Consider the following 20,010-nt stretch of genomic DNA (forward strand, 5'->3'; position numbering starts at 1 on the left):
ATGCTTACCGGCAGGTGTGGCGACATCCTATCCCCGACGTCGCCCGTATACCTTACACCGTGTCGAAAAGACCACACCTGCCTGATGACGAGACACGCCGATTACTGCATGGCGTTATACACATTCACTGCTTGCGCGACAACCTCGCTGTCAGCATCCAGACCAGAAATCTGCACCAGCGCCGCCTGCGGCCCCTGAGTACGGATTAACTCAGCCAGTTCCAGCGCCTGCGGATCCTGTTCACTGCGATAATGCATCGCGGCGGCAATGCCGGTAATCAGGTTGTCATGCGGCAAATGATATTCCAGCGTGCCGAGCAACGGCTTGATCAAACGGTCGCCTGCACTCAGCTTGCGCAGCGGCTGACGGCCAACGCGCTCTACATCATCGTGTAGATGCGGGTTTTCAAAGCGGCTGAGAATCTTGTTGATATAGGCAGCGTGCTTCTCTGCATCAAAACCGTAGCGTTTGATGAGTACCGCACCGCTCTCTTCCATTGCGCCTTTGACCACGGCTCTGACTTTCGGGTCGAGAATCGCATCGCGAATCGTTTGATGACGCGCCTGCTGGCCGAGGTAGGCCGTAATCGCATGGCCCGTGTTCAGCGTGAAGAGCTTACGCTCGACAAACGCCATCAGGTTGTCGGTCAGTTCCATACCAGGAATCGCTGGCGGCTCACCACAGAACTGAGTTTTATCAACAATCCATTCGCTGAAGGTTTCTACCGTCACCGCCAGCACATCGTCGCTACCGGCTTCGGAAGGAGGAACGATGCGATCCACGGCGGAATCCACGAATCCCACATGCTCAACCACCCATTCCTGATGGCCTTCTGGCAGCAGTTTCAACACATGCTGTTTTAACTGGCTGGTGCCACGCACCATATTTTCACAGGCAATAATGTTCAACGGCCGGGTATTACCGTCGTTATGACGCTTAACCAGCCCCTGAGCGATAGTTCCGGCGATTTTTTCCAGAATCTGCGGCCCCACAGCGGTCGTCACCAGATCGGCCACGGCAATCAGCGCGACGGCATCCTGGCTGCCGCTGTGAACGGCGCTAACGTTGCTAACGGTATCAACCTGCGTGTTATCGCCGACAATCCGCACCGTATAGCTTGTACGGCTGTTCAGGGCATCCAACAGTGGCTGATTGACGTCAGCGAATGTCAGTTCGACGTTGGCATCGGCCAACAATTTCCCAATAAACCCACGGCCAATATTACCCGCGCCAAAATGTAATGCTTTCATGAGACATAACCTTAAAAAAACATAAAAAGAGGCCGCCCGCAGGCGGCCCTAGCCACATCAATTAAGCACTCTTTTTACCGGAGAGTAAGTCGAGTACTTCCTGAACATCCAGGGTCTGTGCCAGACGTTCAATGACGGCATCATCATCCAGTGCGTTGGTCAGACTGGTGATGACCTGAATATGTTCGTTGTTGCGAGCGGCAATACCGATAACCAGACGCGCAACCTCATCTTCTTCATCGCCAAAGCGAACGCCTTCAGGATATTGGCAGAAAACAACGCCCGTTTTCAGCACGCGGTCTTTCGCTTCAATCGTACCGTGCGGCATGGCGATCGATTCGCCCAGATAGGTAGAGGTCAGCTTTTCACGTTCCAGCATCGCTTCAACATACGCAGGCTCGACATAACCGCCTTTCACCAGTTGCTCACCGGCGAAACGGATTGCCTGCTCTTTGTCTGTCGCATGCTGATTCAGGAACACATTGCCTGCACCCAGTTGGAACAGGTTAGTCTGTGCGTCGGCTACAGCAGCAGGTGCTGGCGTCGCGACGGCTTCAGACTTCACGGCACCCTGTGCTGCGGTAAGACGTGCCACCAGATCGCTATACAGACCGCTATCAAGGAAGTTAGTCAGAGAAATGTGCTGTGCCTGCGGCGCATGACGCATCGCACGCTCGGTCAGATCGCGGTGCGTAATCACCAGATCGACATCGTCCGGCAGACTATTGATCGCGCTGTTAGTCACCGAAATGTTGGTCAGCCCGGCATCCTGAACTTTCTTGCGCAGCACACCCGCACCCATCGCGCTGGAACCCATACCGGCGTCACACGCTACGATGATTTTACGCACGGTGCTCATATCACCGCTGACACCAGCGTTAGTCGCCGTGCCTTTAGAAGACGCTTTCATTTCCTGCATGCGGCGCGTTGCATCGCCCAGGTCTTCTTCTTTTTGCTTGGTGCTTTTCAGCAGAATCGCCGACACAAGGAAGGACACCGCGAAAGCCGCTGCGATGGCCGCGAGGTTAGCGAAGTAAGCGCCTTTTGGCGTCATCGCCAGCACCGCCAGAATGGAACCTGGAGACGCAGGAGAAACCAAACCGCCACCCAGCACGCTCAGCGTAAACACGCCGGTCATCCCACCCAGAATCACCGCAATAATCAGACGCGGATTCATCAGCACATAAGGGAAGTAGATTTCGTGAATCCCGCCCAGGAAGTGGATAATCGCCGCACCTGGCGCTGACTCTTTCGCGTTACCACGACCGAAGAACATGTAAGCCATCAGCACGCCCATACCCGGGCCTGGGTTCGCTTCGATCAGGAAGAAAATAGACTTGCCGGTTTCCGTCGCCTGCTGAATACCCAGCGGTGAGAAGATACCGTGGTTAATGGCATTGTTCAGGAACAGAATTTTCGCCGGTTCAACGAAGATGGACGTAAGCGGCAGCAGGTTGTTCTGTACCATCAGGTTAACGCCGGAGGCCAGCACCTGAGAGAAGACTTCAACCAGCGGACCAATTGCCAAAAACGACAGGATTGCCAACAACATACCGATGATACCGGCAGAGAAGTTGTTGACCAGCATTTCAAAGCCGCTCTTGATTTTACCGTCGACCATGCGGTCAAAACGTTTGATCGTCCAGCCGCCCAACGGGCCCACAATCATGGCACCGAGGAACATCGGGATATCCGTCCCGACGATCACACCCATCGTCGTAATGGCACCCACCACACCGCCACGCTCACCGAATACCAGACGTCCGCCGGTATAACCAATCAGCAATGGCAGCAAATAGGTAATCATCGGACCGACGAGTTTCGCCAATGTTTCATTGGGGAACCAGCCAGTAGGGATAAACAGCGCGGTAATAATACCCCAGGCGATAAATGCGCCAATGTTGGGCATCACCATATTACTGAGGAAGCGACCAAAGTTTTGCACCTTGATCTTAATATCTGGTGAAAGCATAAAAACACACCCCTATTGAAACGCGCTGACAATAAGAGCGCGTGGTAATTATCGTGAGACGGCGTGGCAATAAAAACACCGATTACCACAAGAAGACTTCCGTCATTATTACTGTATGCAGCGCGGACTCTAACACGCTGTTTTCATACCGCAACTCCATGGCGGTAACGTGACAAAAATCACACAACCACCCTACATCAACGATACAAATAGGTGATTTACTTCACAAAAAACCGTTAAAAATGAAAAACTAAACAGATTTTTAGACAAACACTGCGCCCTATATGTGATTCAAGTCACATTTCTCAGGCATGTATTTGTTCTATTTATGTGATGTTAATCACAATTTATTTTTACCCTCTCACCAGCCACACGCATCTTACCCAGAATGCCTCTCTGCCCTATCGCATCGCTAAAGCGTCGGGGCACGACACGACTAGGGATAATTCACACCAGTTATTCCTCTGAGCGCATTCATTAAATTCTGCTGCTGTAGAGGTAACGCTGCCACCATGCTGTTATATTGCGCCACCTGTTGCGGCGTACGGAATTGCACAGACGAGCCATTAAACACGGCCTGATCGCCCTGAGCCTGAAGGAAATCGCCGATCTGAATCAGGCTTTGTGCGAAGGCAATCGCATTCGGAATGGCGGGTAACAGCGCGTTGGTGGGCTGTATTACCGTGCGTGCATACAACCGCTCATAGGGTATCTGCACCTCTTCGGGCTGTTTTAGCAGCCGATGGGCGTTGTCCGCCTGCACTTTCGCCGCCTGCACATGCTGGCTCAACAGGTTCATTGCCCCGATGGATTGGCGAAGGTCGTCACGCTGCGTCAGATAGTCTTTAGGGACGCGAATACGGGAAATTTGCCCCAGCATCGGCGTCAAACTGCCGGACACCGCCTGATTAAACTGCTGAGAAAAGGTAGTTAAAATCGCGTAATCGTTGGTGAAATTGCCAAAATTCTTCTTCTGCTCTTCCGTCAGTGTCGGCAATTTTCCATCCTGCTGCGACTGCACGCTTTGCAGGAATGCAACGAATGCCTTCCGCTGATCGGCTTCGCTGTCACCACAGGCAGCCAACTGCAATGCCGCCAGAATAACCAGAACTGGCAACAGCCAGCGTGAACGGTACGTCATCAGCCTTCTCATTCCCTACTCCTGTTATGCTTACTGCCCCGCCAGCCGTGCTTTACTCAGACAAAAACACGCTGACGACGGATTTTCCATGACAAGATTTTCTACGACATAAGCATAGTCGAATCAGGCTGGCTGTGCAGGAAAAGGCCAGGTCTGACAACGAATACCGATTGTTTAAGCATCGAGAGACGCGGGACGACCATCGGATTTTGCCAACGGAGTCGTTGGTCGATACGGATCGAAACCACGGGGTGGGGACATCTGTAATGCGGAAAAAAATAACCCCCGAACGGGCGAACCGACTCGGGGGTTGGGATTACGTAACGCTATTGTCGTTATTGCAGGACGGAAATATCTGCAACCTGCAAGAACAGCTCACGCAGTTGGCTCAGCAGCGTCAGGCGGTTCACTCGAACCTGCTCATCTTCCGCCATGACCATCACCTGATCGAAGAACGCATCGACAGGCTCACGCAGTGAGGCCAGCTCAACCAGCGCTTCCTGATAGCGACCTTCAGCGAACAGCGGCGTCAGTTTGTCGCGCAGCACAACAAGGTGCGTGGCCAGAGTAATTTCCGCCGCGTCTTTCAATACGGCAGCATTAACGCTTTCATTTAGCGTATCGGTAGACTTCGCCAGAATGTTGGAAACGCGTTTGTTAGCCGCTGCCAGCGCCGCGGCGGCATCCAGCGAACGGAAGTGGCTGACGGCTTTCACGCGAGCATCGAAATCAGCCGGACGGGTAGGACGACGTGCCAATACCGCCTGAATGGTATCCACGCTGTGGCCTTCTTCCTGATACCAGGCACGGAAGCGACCGAGCATAAACTCAATCACGTCATCCACAACCTTGGCATTAGACAGCTTATCGCCATACAAACGCACCGCTTCTTCGGCCAGCGTCTGCAAATCCAGCGGCAGACGTTTTTCGACGATGATGCGCAGCACACCGAGGGCGGCACGACGCAGCGCAAACGGGTCTTTGTCACCTTTCGGGTGTTGGCCGATGCCAAAAATCCCTGCCAGCGAATCCATTTTGTCAGCAATCGCCAGCGCACAGGCCACCGCAGAAGACGGCAGCTCGTCACCCGCAAAGCGCGGCTGGTACTGCTCATTCAACGCAACGGCAACATCTTCCGCTTCGCCATCATGACGCGCATAGTGCATCCCCATCACGCCCTGCGTGTCGGTGAATTCGAACACCATGTTGGTCATCAGGTCACACTTGGACAGCAGACCCGCACGCGTCGCGTGATTCACATCAGCACCAATCTGATCAGCAACCCAGCCAGCAAGCGCCTGAATACGGTCAGTTTTGTCGCGCAATGAACCTAACTGCTGCTGGAACAAGACAGTTTCCAGACGCGGCAGGTGATCTTCCAAACGCTTCTTACGGTCGGTATTGAAGAAGAATTCAGCATCAGCCAGACGCGGGCGCACCACTTTTTCGTTACCGGAAATAATCTGCTGTGGATCTTTGGATTCGATATTGGCAACAAAGATGAAGTTTGGCAGCAGATTGCCGCTGTTGTCGTAAACCGGGAAATACTTCTGGTCACCTTTCATGGTGTAAACCAGCGCTTCGGACGGCACAGCGAGGAATTTTTCTTCAAATTTCGCAGTCAGCACCACTGGCCATTCCACCAGCGAAGTGACTTCTTCCAGCAGGCTCTCGCTCAGATCGGCATTGCCGCCAATCTTGCGTGCGGCTTCTTCTGCATCGGCTTTGATTTTGGCTTTACGCGTATCGTAGTCGGCGACGACTTTACCGCGTTCCAGCAGAATCTGCGGATACTGCTCGGCGTTATCGATCGTAAATTCAGCTTCGCCCATAAAGCGGTGGCCGCGAAGAGTACGAGCGGAATTGATACCCAACACCTGACCGGGGATCAGTTCTTCACCCAGCAGCATGGTTACCGTGTGCACCGGACGCACAAACTGCGTTTCTTTGTCGCTCCAGCGCATCAATTTTGGAATCGGCAGCTTCGATAATGCGGTGCTTACCATGCCAGCCAGCAGCGCCTGTGCCTGTTCGCCTTTCGCGTGGGCACGATACAGCAGCCACTCGCCTTTATCGGTCGTCAAACGTTCAGCTTGCTCAACGGTGATACCACAGCCACGCGCCCAGCCTTCTGCCGCTTTGGTCGGCTTGCCTTCAGCATCAAACGCTTGTGAAATCGCCGGACCACGTTTTTCTACTTCACGATCGGGCTGAGAGGCGCTTAAGCGTGCCACTTTCAGCGCCAGACGGCGCGGTGCGGCAAACCAGCTTACGTCACCGTGTGCCAGATTGGCGGCATCCAGCTCCGCCGTGAAATTAGCGGCAAAGGATTCTGCCAGATTACGGAGAGCCTTCGGCGGCAGCTCTTCCGTGCCAATTTCCACCAGAAAAGTCTTGTCAGTCATGGCTGCCTCTTAGCTCTCTTTCTTATTACACATCGGGAAACCCAGCGCCTCACGCGAGGCATAGTAGGCTTCCGCGACCGCTTTGGTCAGGGTACGAATACGCAGAATGTAGCGCTGGCGCTCGGTAACTGAGATCGCTTTACGCGCATCCAGCAGGTTAAAGCTGTGCGCCGCTTTCAGAATGCGTTCGTAAGCCGGTAAAGGCAGCGGTTTTTCCAGCGCCAGCAGGTGCTGCGCTTCTTTCTCATATTGCTCGAAGCAGCTGAACAGGAAATCGACATCAGCGTGTTCAAAGTTGTAGGTCGATTGCTCAACTTCGTTTTGATGGAACACGTCGCCGTAGGTGGTTTTCCCTAACGGGCCATCGCTCCAGACCAGATCGTAAACGCTATCAACGCCCTGAATGTACATCGCCAGGCGTTCCAGGCCGTAGGTGATCTCACCGGTCACTGGTTTACATTCCAAACCGCCAACCTGCTGGAAGTAGGTAAACTGCGTGACTTCCATACCGTTCAACCAGACTTCCCAGCCCAGGCCCCATGCGCCCAGCGTTGGGTTTTCCCAGTTGTCTTCCACGAAGCGGATATCGTGAATGGTCGGATCCATGCCCAGTTCTTTCAGAGAACCGAGATACAGCTCCTGAATATTTTCCGGTGATGGCTTAATGACGACCTGAAACTGGTAATAGTGCTGTAAGCGGTTCGGGTTTTCGCCGTAGCGCCCATCGGTCGGACGACGAGAAGGCTGCACGTAGGCGGCAGCCATCGGCTCCGGTCCCAGTGCCCGCAGGCAGGTCATAGGGTGTGAAGTGCCTGCGCCGACTTCCATGTCCAATGGTTGAACAATGGTGCAGCCCTGGCGAGCCCAATAATCCTGTAACGTCAGGATCAGGCCCTGGAAGGTCTTGGTATCAAACTTTTGCATGTTGGATTCGCGCGCGATACAAGTGGATTTATAAGGAATTCGCCAGTATACCCTCTGACCGCAAGATATACAGCCAGAATGCGGCAACAAGTGCAAATCCCCGCCATCATCTTTCAAATTTCAGGATCAGCCTGAAAAAACGGTCTGCAACATCTTCAGGCTCAGCAGCAACAGCAGCGCGGCAAAGGCCTTCTTCAGCGTCGCCACAGGCAGACGGTGCGCCAAACGAGCCCCAACGGGCGCGGTGAAGAAGCTGACGGCAGAAATCAAGAGAACAGCGGGCAAAGAGACATAGCCGACGCTGTAGTCAGGCAACCCAGTCGACGACCAGCCGTTAATCATGTAGCCCAGCGCACCGGAAAGGGCAATGGGTAACCCCACCGCCGCCGATGTGCCAATCGCCTGCTGAATACGGACGTTACACCACGTCAGGAACGGCACGGTGAGTGACCCGCCGCCGATAGCCACCAGCGCCGAAATACCGCCAATCACCAATCCCGCCAGCGAAACGCCTGCCGTACCGGGCAACTGGCGCTGCGGTTTTGGTTTGATATTCAGCACCATTTGCAGCGCAACGTAGGCCATAAAGCAGGAGAAAAAGATCGCCAGCGTCCGCGTCGGTAGCAGCGTCGCCAGCCAGGTGGCTGCGAATGTCCCTATCAGGATGGCAGGCGTAATCCTCACCACCACAGGCCAAAGCACCGCCTGATGTTGATGATGGGTACGTAGGCTGGAAATTGCCGTGACGACGATGGCCGCCATTGACGTTCCCAACGCCAGATGCACCAAATGCGTATTATCCACACCCTGCGCGGCAAACAGCGCCGTTAGCACTGGCACCATAATGCCGCCACCGCCAATGCCCAACAATCCCGCCATAAAACCGACTATCGCACCTAATGCCAGATAGGCTGCTACCCACTCTACTGCCATTCCCTGTACCCCTGTCTCTTGTCTATGTTTTTCTTATGATCGATTGAACAGCCTTGAGCGAATAAATAGCCCTGAGCTGTTGGCAAAACATTATTCATGATTCCGCGACGACTTTCTGCCCCATCCGCAAACGACCTTTCATATCTGCGAGCACGCCCGCAAAACACTGGTTGCATATACAGCAGCATAAGTGCCATGATCGAATCCTACTTGCGACAGACCGCCTTACAATGAACGGTTCACCCTAATCAGGAGAAAGGTATGCAACGCTGCGGCTGGGTTACACAAGACACCTTATATCAGGATTACCACGATAACGAGTGGGGGAAGCCCTGCACCGACAGCCAGAAGCTGTTTGAGTTACTGTGTCTGGAGGGTCAGCAGGCAGGTCTTTCCTGGATCACCGTCCTGAAAAAACGCGAACACTATCGTCGTTGCTTCCACCAGTTCGATCCTGAGCAAGTGGCACAGATGACGCAGGATGACGTGGATCGGCTGGTGCAGGACAGCAGCATTATCCGCCATCGCGGAAAAATCGAGGCGATTATCACCAATGCAAAAGTGTGGGTGGCGATGGAAAGTCAGGGTGAAAGCTTCTCGCACTTCATTTGGTCTTTCGTCGAACACCAACCGCGTCTCAATCACCCCACTTCGCTCGCAGAAGTACCAGCCAAAACCGACATTTCGGATGCCATGTCCAAAGCCCTGAAGAAACGCGGCTTCAAATTTATCGGTTCAACCATCTGTTATGCCTTCATGCAGGCGGGTGGATTGGTCAACGACCATGTCACCGACTGCTTTTGTCATCAGGAAAGCACCTCATGATTCGACCTTACCGCGACCCCGATCTTGCCCCGCTGATGCAGCTTTGGCTAAAGAGCACCACGCTGGCACATCCGTTTATTCGTGAAGATTACTGGCAAGAAAGTGCCAGCGCGGTACGTGAGATCTATATTCCCCAGTCGCAAACCTGGGTTTATGAGCAGCAGGGAAGCCTCATCGGCTTTATCAGCGTGCTGGAGGAACGGTTCATTGGCGCGCTGTTTGTGGAACAAGCCTATTATGGAAAGCAGATTGGCACGGCGCTGATCCAACATGTTCAGGCACAGTACCCCTTACTCAGTCTGGAAGTGTATCAGCAGAATACGCGCGCCTGTCGGTTCTACCATAAGCAGGGATTTATCATCGTGGAGGAAAACATCAATCAGGATACACAGGCCACGGCGCTGATCATGCAGTGGGCGAACGAGGGAGCAGCGACGCCACTCCCTCCGGTTCAATAGATCATCTCTGAGCCATCGACTCAACGGGATATCAGAACGTTGTCCAGTTATCGTTCCCGTTATCCCGCGACGCGAGCGTCGGCAGACGAGGCGCAGCCTTGTTGCCCGCATTCCCGTTGCCGGTGTTCGAACCTTGCAACCTTGGCAGACCGGCAACATCCGAATCAGATATGCGGAAAACCGACATCAGTTTTGCCAGCTTCGAGGCCTGTTCCTGCAACGAATTCGCCGCGGCAGAGGATTCGCTCACCATAGAGGCATTCTGCTGGATAGTGGTATCCATTTCAGCCACCGCACTACCGATTTGCGCAATACCACGGCTCTGTTCATCCGATGCGGAGGAAATTTCGCCCATGATGTCATTCACGCGGCTCACGGAAGCCACAATGTCATCCATCGTCGTTCCCGCCCGAGAAACCAGCTCGGTTCCGGTATCGACGCGCGAAACCGATTCTGAGATCAGGCTTTCAATCTCTTTTGCCGCCTGTGAACTGCGCTGAGCAAGGCTACGAACTTCACTGGCGACCACCGCGAAGCCTCGTCCTTGTTCACCGGCTCGGGCCGCTTCCACCGCCGCGTTCAATGCCAGAATGTTGGTCTGGAACGCGATGCTATTAATGACCGTCGTGATATCAGCGATCTTCTTCGAACTCCCTGAAATATCGCTCATAGTATTAATCACGCGGTTAATAATATCCCCGCCACGATTGGCATTGGTTGAGGCTTCTCCGGCAATCTGGCTGGCATGTCGGGCATTATCGGCGTTGTTCTTCACGGTAGCCGTTAACTCTTCCATGCTGGCTGCCGTTTCTACAATCGCCGCTGATTGCTGCTCGGTACGCGATGACAAATCATTATTGCCCGATGCGATGTCAGAAGAAGCGCTCTCAACGCTGTACACGCTCTGACGAATATCAGTCATTAAATGACGTAATTTCTCCGTCATGACCATCATGGCCGTCGTTAATTGTCCCAACTCATCATGACGTTCCACCGTGACATTCGCTGAAAGATCGCCACCCGCAATCCGTTCCGCCAGTTTCAGGTTGGTGATAATGGGTCGGGTAATTTGTCGGGTGACAGACCATGCGATCAATAAACCGAATACGATGGCAATCGCCCCTAAAATCAGCGTTTGCAGTACGGAGCTATTGATAATGTCATCATTCTTCGCACCGAGCTTTTGCAGAATACTGCCGATATCGCTCGTCATTCTGTCTCCGGTTGCCCGGAATTTAACATCTGTGGCTTTTAACTGCCCCAACTGCGCGTAATACTGCTCTGCCGTTTGATGATAATTTTCAAATGCTTGCCAAAATGAATCCACTACGCGACGGCGATCGTCGCTGACCGACGAGGCTAATGCATCGTAGGATGTCTTAGATTCAGCATAGACCTGCTTCTGCGCGTTAAACGCCGCTTCACTATTCTCTCTTTGTAAGGTGTAGGTGCTGTTGACTAGTTTCAGGAACAGCAGTGAGAGGGCTTCCTTCTGCATAGACAACGCATTTTCATCCGCGCCGACAGAGAGATGGGTCATAAATGCCGTTAACGCATCGGAGGCATTCATCTGGCTGATTTTCTTTGCCGTCTCGACCACCGCATTTGCGGCAGCTTTCATGGTATTCAGATCGGTATCATAATCTGCAAAATCTTGATCAAGTTTATTAAAATCAGAGAGATATTCTGCTTCCCACGTGAGTGCTTTCGCTTTTTCTTTTTGCTGGCTTGCCTGATTAATGTAGGTATTGAGATTCTTGATATTGTCATCCGCAAAGGTGAATGAATATTTTACCCTCGCCATTTTTGACTGATCGAGATAGTGATTCATTTCATTCAAAATTGTCGTTTTAACATACAGATCGTGGATGATAAAAAATCGTACAGCGCCAACGCCAGACGCGATCATGACCAACAACAGGACAATCCCGAAACCGCCGTACAGCTTATGAGAAACTTTGAGGTTACTCATAATCCTGGTAAAAAAATGCATTTCCGCCCCCATTAAAAAACCATGCCTAAAACATCCCCGTAGATAGGGTTATCGGTTTTTTACGGTAATGCTTTACCTGAAAACGAGTGATAATAATCACAAAGGAAATATATTAATCAATTAGCCATAAAGAAGCCTCGCGCCGCTCGCGGGGCATCCCACATGCGGCGGTGGTGCGTCTGTATGCGATCGTTCATCATCCCAATCGTGCAAATCCCCCATTAATCGCGGTTAACCTTGGGCAGATGCGGGGGCGGTATCGCTTGCAGTCTCTCGCCAGCTACGCGATTATTCGATGAGCTATTTCTACGTTAACTTCCTTAATCTGCTGGAGTTTGTGATGAAACCTAGCGTTATCCTGTATAAAAAAATTGCTGACGACCTACGCGCTCGTTTAGACCAACACTTCACCGTCACTGAACTTGACGCCTTTCCCTCACTCGACCACCCTGCTCTGGCAACGGCCGAAGGCATCATTGGTTCCGGCGGTAAAGTCGATAAAGACTTCCTGCAACACGCCCCGCGTTTACGCGCAGCCTCCACCATTTCTGTCGGTTACGACACCTTTAACGTCGACGCGTTGAATGAAAAAGGGGTGATTCTCATGCACACCCCGACTGTGCTGACGGAAACGGTGGCGGATACCGTTCTGGCACTGATGCTCGCCAGCGCCCGCCGGGTCGTAGAAGTGGCCGAGCGGGTCAAGGCGGGCGAATGGAAAGAGGGGGTCGGCAGCGACTGGTTTGGTACCGACGTTCACCATAAAACCATCGGTATTCTGGGGATGGGCCGCATTGGTCTGGCCGTCGCACAGCGCGCCCACTTTGGCTTCAGCATGCCGGTTCTGTACAACGCACGCCGCCATCACGCCGAAGCGGAGCAGCGCTTTAATGCCCGTCACTGCGATCTCGATACGCTCTTGGCCGAATCTGATTTCCTCTGTATCACGCTGCCGCTCACGGCAGAAACTCACCATCTCATCGGCCGCGAACAGCTGGCGAAAATGAAACCCAGCGCCATTTTGATTAATATCGGTCGTGGTGCCGTTGTGGATGAAGAAGCACTGACGGAAGCTTTGGTGAAAGGAACAATTCAGGCCGCAGGGCTAGATGTTTTTGTCAAAGAACCGCTGCCCGTCGATTCTCCACTGCTGGATTTACCTAACGTGGTGGCACTGCCGCACATCGGTTCTGCCACGCACGAAACCCGTTACGGCATGGCCGCCTGCGCCGTTGACAACCTGATTGCCGCCCTGAGCGGTCAGGTAAAAGAAAACTGCGTAAATCCGCAGGTGTTGAAATAGCCTTAAATCGTATATGACATAAGCGTTTGCTTGCAAAACGCCCTTCACGCTCCAGTCACGATGTTTGCTGCGTTTCTGGAGACGTGCGGGTCGGAACTTATGTAGAAAACCGATTTTTTAAATCTTACACACGCCCTGATAATGCATTGCCTGACCCATACGCGAGATAAGAGTATGGCCGAGGTTATTATCCCAATTGAAGCTGTTTTGCAGAACAACCACGGCAATACGATTCTGGCGATCTAACCCGATATAACTTGAATAACCGCCAATATATCCCACCTGATAGGTAATATGCTGCGTGCCGACTTCATCAGTAATCCAGGCAATATTGGCAGCCTGTTTGGTGCGGTTGTAATAGGTTTTCATTGAATCGTTTATAGCTTCGTCCAGCGCGTAATAGCCCGTCGGATAAATATGTGCACGGGCAAATTTCAACAGGTCATTGGCACTGGTGTACAAACTGGCAGCGCCTACCATATTGGAAGAAAAGTGCCAGTCAGGTATCGGCTTACCGCGCATAATAAATTTGGGCTGATCGCCAGCATGACCAATCGCTCGGTAGGGAAAGCGCGTTAATTTTTGTGGGGTAAAACTGGTGTTTTCCAGTCTGAGGGGGTCGATGATATTTTCATTAACCAACCGATCAATGGATTCCCCAGTTTTCAGCTGTAGGACATACCCCAGAATGGCATAGCCAAGATTTGAATACGTCGGCGTTGGATTCGTCGGTACCGTAAAGTCAGCCAAATAATCCAATACCCGATCGTCATCCAATAGCGTATAGAAGTTATTCCCAGTAAAGAGATACTCGGCAAAAAGCCCCAGCATCTGCATATCCATCATCTGGCGAGGTAAGCCCGAAGTGTGGGTAACCAATTGTAGTAACGTGATCTTTTTTGCGCTGTCGCTTAAGAGAATATGACCAGGCAGGAGCTCTTCAAGCGTATTCTCCCAGCGTAATACGCCTCGCTTTACCAGAATGCCCGTGGTTTCCGCCATAAACCCTTTACTCACCGACCCCACGGCAAACAGGGTATCGCCCGTAATGGGATAACGGTGATCGCTATCCGTAAAGCCATATCCCCAACTACGCATCGTTCCATCCGCAGTTAGCACCCCAACAACCAAGCCCGGTATCGCTTTTTGTTTAAGGAAAGGAACGGCCAGACGATCAACCTCGGCAGTTAAATCCTGATAGCAGGCAAGCCGCAGAACATCGGCATCCGATTCATCAATAGACATATTTGATAATGCACCACACCCTGAAAGCATCAATAGTGCTGCCATGCACAGCGTAAATCGAAAGCGTAAACGCATAATAAAAATATCTTAAATTGACTATACGGGCGTTGAATTTTTTCGATCTTAAAAGGTTCATTCAAAAAGCACTATTAATATATTTCCCCCACTTCACTCTGTCCCAATTTATTCGCGTTATTCCCTTTCTTTCTACCTAAAACTGGATAACCAATACCGGTATTGTTCTTTGCTGTTTCCTACCTCCTATGGAAGTATCGGCTGTAACGAACGGTTAACGTCTTCTGCTGTATTCCCCGTTTCAGGACGTAATCGATACGCATATTCACCTGATAAAAAACAAATTTAATAAAAACCATCACATGTAGGGAAAACCATCGTGGCGACTTTTTTGCATCCTCATCAGAAACTCACTCTTTTTGCCTCATTGCTCCTTCTGGGTGGTGCGTTGGGCGCACAGGCTGCGAACGACGCACCGAAAATCGGCGGCACGCTGATTTATCTGGAGCAGCAGGCGCACACCAATCTCTATACGCCTGCGGGCGGGTTTTACCCGAACGGCGGCATCCTCAATCAGATTACCGATAAACTGACGTACCAGAATCCCGAAACGCTGGAGGTCGAGCCGTGGATTGCAGAATCCTGGACCATTAACGCGGATAACACCGAATACACGTTCAAGATTCGTCCCGGCGTCAGCTTCTCTGACGGCACGCCGCTGGATGCCAACGCAGTAGCGAAAAACTTCGATACCTATGGCTTGGGGAACACGGCGCTTAACCAGCCGGTTTCCGAGGTCATCAATAACTACCTGCGCAGTGAAGTTATCGATCCGCTCACGGTGAAGTTTTACTTTAAGAAGCCGTCTCCGGGCTTCCTGCAAGGTACTGCGACCATCGGTTCCGGTCTGGTATCTCTCAGTACGCTGGAGCGCAATTTCAATCAGTTAGGCAATGCTAAAAACATTATTGGCTCCGGCCCGTTCGTGGTGAGCAGCGAGAAACTGGGACGCGAACTGAAACTGACCGCCCGTAAGGATTACAACTGGGCTCCGGTTAAATCGAAGCACCAGGGGCGCGCCTATCTGGACGGCATTACCTATCTGGTCACCCCAGAAGACAGCGTGCGCATTGGCGCATTGGTCTCGGGTCAGGCTGACTTCATTCGTCAGATTCAGGCCTATGATGAGAAGCGGGTACAGAGTCAGGGCTTCAATCTTTATGCCCCACCGACGCGCGGCGTCAATAACAGCGTGGTTTTCCGCCCAGATAACCCACTGGTCGCCGATATCCGCGTGCGCCAAGCGCTACTGCACGCCACCAACACTAAAGAGATCATCGATACGTTGTTCTCTGGCAACTACCCGCAGGCTACGTCACCACTGGCTAAAACCGCCGCTGGCTATGTCGATCTCTCCAGCAAGCTCACGTTCGATCCCGCGCAGGCCAACAAACTGTTAGATGACGCAGGTTGGAAAACTGGTTCACAAGGATTGCGGCAAAAAGACGGCAAAACGCTGGAACTGACCGCTTATGAATCCCTGCCGCAGCCACAGAATAAAGAAACCTTACAGCTGGTTTCTCAACAGTGGGCAAAAGTCGGCGTGAAGCTGAACGTGCTGGCGGGCGATGCAGGCAGCAAGACCGTCGATAGCCTCGATCCGCTGAAAACCGGTGTGGCTCCTGCGATGGTAGGCCGTGCCGACCCGGATGTGCTGAAAAGCCAGTATTACCCGACGGTACGTAACGTCCTGCTGCAAAAAGGCGGTTCCAGCGACAAAGTGAACACCTTTGTAGATTCACATCTGAATACGCTGCTGGATGGCATCGCGGCGGAAACCGCCCGCAACAAGCGGCTGGCGCTGGTTGGAGAGGTGCAGAGCTACCTGATCGATCAGGCCTACGTCATTCCTATTTTTGAAGAACCACAGGTGTTTGCGGGCGCACCCACCACAAAAGGCATCGCGTTTGAAGCCGTTGGTCGCCCCAGCTTCTACAACACCTGGCTGGATAAGTAACACAGAAGAAAGAAGGAGGAGGTCATCATGAACCGATATCTGGCATTGCGCATCGGTCAGGCACTGCTCGTCCTGTGGGCGGCATTTACCCTGTCTTTCATCCTGCTTCAGGCGATGCCGGGTGATGCGGTACTGATCAAATTCCAAAACCCAGAGCTCGGCCTGAGCGCCGAGCAGATCGCGCAGCTACGGTTGTCCTACGGTGCCGATACACCGGTGCTCACGCAATATTTTCATGCGATAGCCCAGATACTGCGTGGCGATCTCGGCCTCTCTCTTCAGGCTGGCGTGCCAGTCACCGAGCTGATTGCTGCAAATCTGCCGCCTACGCTGCTGCTCGCAGTGCTGGGTTTTATTGCTGCCGGCCTGCTGGCGTTTGCCCTCGCGTTCTTATCGACGCTAACGCCGTTCCAGTGGCTGCGAACCGCGCTGCAATCATTGCCGTCGCTGTTTATTTCCGTGCCGACCTTCTGGCTGGGCATCGTGCTGATTCAGATTTTCTCTTTCCGTCTGGGGCTGATTCCGGTGATTAACCCCGGCGAGTGGGAAGGACTGATTTTGCCGGTTCTCACGCTGGCGCTGCCGATTTCTGCCCCGCTTGCTCAGGTGCTGATGCGCAGCATCGATCAGGTGCAAACCCAGCCGTTTGTTGCCGTCGCTCGAGCCAAAGGAGCTAGCCGCAGCGGCGTGCTCTGGCGACATATCGCCCGTAACGCGATGCTGCCCACGCTGACCATTGCCGGTTTGCTATTGGGTGAACTGATTGCAGGGGCACTGATTACCGAAACCGTGTTTGGCCGTAACGGGCTCGGCCAATTGACGCAGGAAGCCGTGAACTATCAGGACAGCAGCGTATTGCAGGCCATCGTGCTGATTTCTGCCGCCGCCTTTGTTGTCGTCAATCTGGCCGTCGATCTGCTCTATCCCCTTCTCGATCCGCGCCTGAAAAGAACGCCAGGAGCCACGCTATGACTACTGTATCGCTGGAAAAAATCACGTTTCCTCTTCTGCGCAAGCGACCGCTTCTGCGTCGCTACGCCTTTCAGCCGGGGCTGGCGCTGGCCTGGCTGGTCATGCTGACCGTCGCACTCTGGGCGCTGTTTCCCGGCTGGTTTACCGGCTATAGCCCGACGGAAGGCATCGCAGGCGCACAGCGGCTGGCACCTGACGCCGACTACTGGCTCGGCACCGACCAACTGGGGCGCGATCTCTATGCACGCATCGTTTATGGCGCAGTACATTCACTTTCCGGTGCCGTTATTGCCGTCGGGCTGGGTCTGGTGCTCGGCAGCCTGTTCGGCCTATTGGCAGGCGCAGTCGGCGGCTGGCTGGATAGCGTCGTGATGCGCAGCATTGATGTGTTGCTAGCCATTCCCAGCCTGCTGCTGGCGCTAAGCGTCATCATTCTGTTGGGTTTCGGCACGGTTAACGCCGCTATTGCCGTGGGCGTCACCTCCGTCGCCAGTTTCACCCGACTGGTACGTTCAGAAGTATTGCGCGTGCGCCACAGCGACTATGTCGAAGCGGCCTATGGCAGCGGCGGCACCTTTTTCAGCGTGCTGTGGCGACACATTCTGCCGAACTCACTGACCACCGTTTTCGCCTTTGCCGCCCTGCAATTCGGCAGCGCGATTCTGGCTATTTCCACACTAAGTTTCCTCGGTTACGGCGCACCACCGCCCACGCCGGAATGGGGGCTGCTGATCGCCGAAGGCCGCAACTACATCGCAACCGCCTGGTGGCTAACCACCTTCCCCGGCCTGATTGTCGTACTCGTTGTGCTATCCGCTAACCGTATCAGCCAGTCGATCAGGAGGACGGAACGATGAGCCTGTCAGCCAGCTTACAAACCAGCGCGGCCGTGCCCGTACTGGCTCTGGAGAATGTCACGATTGCCTATCGCAGCGATGACCGCGAGCAGACCGTGGTCGAAGGCGTCTCTTTCCATATTCAGCCCGGTGAAGTGGTAGCGCTGGTGGGGGAATCGGGTTCAGGGAAGACGACCACTGCGCAGGCCGTCATCGGTTTACTCGCCGAGAACGGTCGGTTAACGCGCGGTGCCATTCGGCTAAACGGTGTGGATATCAGCGGCTGGTCGCAAAAGCGATTGGATAGCGTGCGCGGTGCACAGATCAGCCTGATCCCGCAAGATCCCACTAGCTCCCTGAATCCGGTGCAAACCATCGGCGAGCAGGTGGACGAGATTCTGCGTATTCATCAGCGGGAAGATCGCCAGACAACCCGCCAGAAAACGCTGGCTCTGCTGGAACGCGTGGGACTAAACCAGCCGGATCTGCGGGCGAAGCAGTATCCGCACGAGCTGTCCGGCGGTATGAAACAGCGCGTCCTGATCGCGATTGCGATTGCGCTAAAACCCGCGCTGATTATTGCCGATGAGCCCACCAGTGCGCTGGACGTCACGGTGCAGAAACGTATTCTCGATCTGCTTGATGAACTGCGGCGCGAAAATGGCACGGCGGTGCTGTTCGTCACTCACGATCTGGGGGTAGCGGCCGAACGCGCCGATCGGCTGCTGGTTTTTCAGAACGGCTACATTCAGGAACAGGGCCCAACGCTTGAAGTGCTCAGCGCGCCCTCAAGCCACTATGCCCGCACGCTGCTGGCGAATGTTCCGTCGCTCAACTCCAACCCGCGACCACAGCGTGCCAATGCATCGGTTCCTGACATTATTGTCTCGGTTGAAAATCTGGTGCAGACCTTCCCTCTGTCGGGTCGTAAAGGGGAACATTTTCGGGCAGTGGATGACGTCTCTTTCAGTGTGGCGCGCGGCACAACACACGCCATTGTTGGCGAGTCCGGTTCCGGTAAAACCACCACGGCGCGTAGCCTGCTCGGGTTCCATCATCCTAGTGCGGGGCGCATTCTGATCGACGGCACCGACATCACGCATCTGAAAGGTGAAGCGCTGCGTCAGTTCCGGCAAAAAATCCAGTTGGTCTATCAAAACCCTTTTAGCTCGCTCGATCCGTCACAGCGTCTATACGACATCGTCGAAGAACCGCTGCGCAATTTTAATCGCCATACCGCCGCGCAGCGGGAACGAAAAATTCATGAGATGTTCGAGCGCGTTGCCCTGCCAGTCGCGCTGCTGTCACGCAAGCCGCGTGAACTGTCTGGCGGCCAACGCCAGCGTGTCGCCATCGCCCGCGCGCTGGTGCTGGAACCCCAGGTTCTGGTGCTGGACGAAGCCGTCTCGGCGCTGGATGTCACCGTGCAGGCGCAGATTCTGCGTTTGCTGGCCGAGCTACAGGAATCACTCGGGCTAACGTACCTGTTCATCTCGCACGATTTAGCGGTGGTACGCCAAATCGCCGACACCGTTTCCGTGCTGTACCACGGCAAGCAGCTTGAATCCGGCCCGGTGGAGCAGATCTTCGCCCAGCCCGAACATCGCTACACCCGTGAACTCATCGAGGCTATCCCCGGGCAGCAACACCCGGCTTTTGCCCGCTCGCACCACGCTCACATTCACACTGAAACACATTCACTTTGAAAAAAAGTCGCACGA

General features: G+C 53.6%; 15 protein-coding genes. 7 read left to right on the forward strand and 8 right to left on the reverse strand.

Annotated features, from left to right (window positions below; all coding sequences use genetic code 11):
* Window positions 1–101: 101 nt before the first annotated feature.
* From BJJ97_RS04530 to BJJ97_RS04555, 6 genes are all read right to left on the reverse strand, one after another.
* A complete protein-coding gene (locus BJJ97_RS04530) occupies window positions 102–1,250 on the reverse strand; it encodes a mannitol-1-phosphate 5-dehydrogenase (protein ID WP_039501779.1) in 1,149 nt (382 codons plus the stop codon).
* 61 nt (window positions 1,251–1,311) lie between these two features.
* Window positions 1,312–3,222 carry a PTS mannitol transporter subunit IICBA gene (locus BJJ97_RS04535; protein WP_095993200.1) on the reverse strand — a complete coding sequence of 637 codons (1,911 nt, stop codon included), beginning with the start codon at window positions 3,220–3,222 and terminating at the stop codon, window positions 1,312–1,314.
* A gap of 436 nt (window positions 3,223–3,658) precedes the next feature.
* On the reverse strand, window positions 3,659–4,363 hold the full coding sequence (locus BJJ97_RS04540) for a DUF3053 domain-containing protein (protein WP_080753827.1): 705 nt from the start codon (window positions 4,361–4,363) through the stop codon (window positions 3,659–3,661).
* Window positions 4,364–4,698: 335 nt separating this feature from the next.
* Complete coding sequence (gene glyS / locus BJJ97_RS04545; protein WP_095993201.1) at window positions 4,699–6,768, reverse strand: glycine--tRNA ligase subunit beta; 2,070 nt, start codon at window positions 6,766–6,768, stop codon at window positions 4,699–4,701.
* 9 nt (window positions 6,769–6,777) lie between these two features.
* Window positions 6,778–7,692, reverse strand: a complete 915-nt coding sequence (gene glyQ, locus BJJ97_RS04550; RefSeq protein ID WP_010296573.1) for a glycine--tRNA ligase subunit alpha — start codon at window positions 7,690–7,692, stop codon at window positions 6,778–6,780.
* A 126-nt stretch (window positions 7,693–7,818) separates the two neighbouring features.
* Window positions 7,819–8,625 (reverse strand): sulfite exporter TauE/SafE family protein, encoded by an 807-nt coding sequence (locus BJJ97_RS04555; RefSeq protein WP_095993202.1) that lies wholly within the window; start codon window positions 8,623–8,625, stop codon window positions 7,819–7,821.
* Window positions 8,626–8,886: 261 nt separating this feature from the next.
* Between BJJ97_RS04555 and BJJ97_RS04565 the strand changes: the two genes are divergently transcribed.
* Window positions 8,887–9,450, forward strand: coding sequence for a DNA-3-methyladenine glycosylase I (locus tag BJJ97_RS04565; protein WP_039483256.1), 564 nt, complete (start codon window positions 8,887–8,889; stop codon window positions 9,448–9,450).
* Complete coding sequence (locus BJJ97_RS04570; protein ID WP_095993204.1) at window positions 9,447–9,908, forward strand: N-acetyltransferase; 462 nt, start codon at window positions 9,447–9,449, stop codon at window positions 9,906–9,908. The genes BJJ97_RS04565 and BJJ97_RS04570 overlap by 4 nt, the downstream gene beginning before the upstream one ends.
* Window positions 9,909–9,939: 31 nt before the next feature.
* Here the strand turns inward: BJJ97_RS04570 and BJJ97_RS04575 are convergent, their stop codons facing one another.
* A complete protein-coding gene (locus BJJ97_RS04575) occupies window positions 9,940–11,901 on the reverse strand; it encodes a methyl-accepting chemotaxis protein (RefSeq protein WP_095993205.1) in 1,962 nt (653 codons plus the stop codon).
* A gap of 340 nt (window positions 11,902–12,241) precedes the next feature.
* Here BJJ97_RS04575 and ghrB point away from each other — a divergent pair, with 340 nt between their 5' ends.
* Window positions 12,242–13,204, forward strand: coding sequence for a glyoxylate/hydroxypyruvate reductase GhrB (ghrB, locus tag BJJ97_RS04580; protein WP_039483362.1), 963 nt, complete (start codon window positions 12,242–12,244; stop codon window positions 13,202–13,204).
* Window positions 13,205–13,321: 117 nt separating this feature from the next.
* Here ghrB and BJJ97_RS04585 read toward each other — a convergent pair whose 3' ends face one another.
* Window positions 13,322–14,524, reverse strand: a complete 1,203-nt coding sequence (locus BJJ97_RS04585; RefSeq protein ID WP_095993206.1) for a serine hydrolase domain-containing protein — start codon at window positions 14,522–14,524, stop codon at window positions 13,322–13,324.
* A gap of 319 nt (window positions 14,525–14,843) precedes the next feature.
* On the opposite strand from BJJ97_RS04585, the gene BJJ97_RS04590 reads away from it, so the two are divergent.
* From BJJ97_RS04590 to BJJ97_RS04605, 4 genes are read left to right on the forward strand one after another with little or no spacing between them, the layout of a single operon-like run.
* Window positions 14,844–16,481 carry a TIGR04028 family ABC transporter substrate-binding protein gene (locus BJJ97_RS04590; RefSeq protein WP_095993207.1) on the forward strand — a complete coding sequence of 546 codons (1,638 nt, stop codon included), beginning with the start codon at window positions 14,844–14,846 and terminating at the stop codon, window positions 16,479–16,481.
* Between the two features lie 27 nt (window positions 16,482–16,508).
* Window positions 16,509–17,453 (forward strand): ABC transporter permease, encoded by a 945-nt coding sequence (locus tag BJJ97_RS04595; protein WP_095993208.1) that lies wholly within the window; start codon window positions 16,509–16,511, stop codon window positions 17,451–17,453.
* Complete coding sequence (locus BJJ97_RS04600) at window positions 17,450–18,310, forward strand: ABC transporter permease (RefSeq protein WP_095993209.1); 861 nt, start codon at window positions 17,450–17,452, stop codon at window positions 18,308–18,310. Before BJJ97_RS04595 ends, BJJ97_RS04600 begins: the two co-directional genes overlap by 4 nt.
* On the forward strand, window positions 18,307–19,995 hold the full coding sequence (locus tag BJJ97_RS04605) for a dipeptide ABC transporter ATP-binding protein (RefSeq protein WP_095993210.1): 1,689 nt from the start codon (window positions 18,307–18,309) through the stop codon (window positions 19,993–19,995). Before BJJ97_RS04600 ends, BJJ97_RS04605 begins: the two co-directional genes overlap by 4 nt.
* The last annotated feature ends 15 nt before the right edge of the window (window positions 19,996–20,010 follow it).

It is taken from the genome of Pectobacterium polaris (genome assembly GCF_002307355.1).
GTDB classification, from domain to species: domain Bacteria; phylum Pseudomonadota; class Gammaproteobacteria; order Enterobacterales; family Enterobacteriaceae; genus Pectobacterium; species Pectobacterium polare.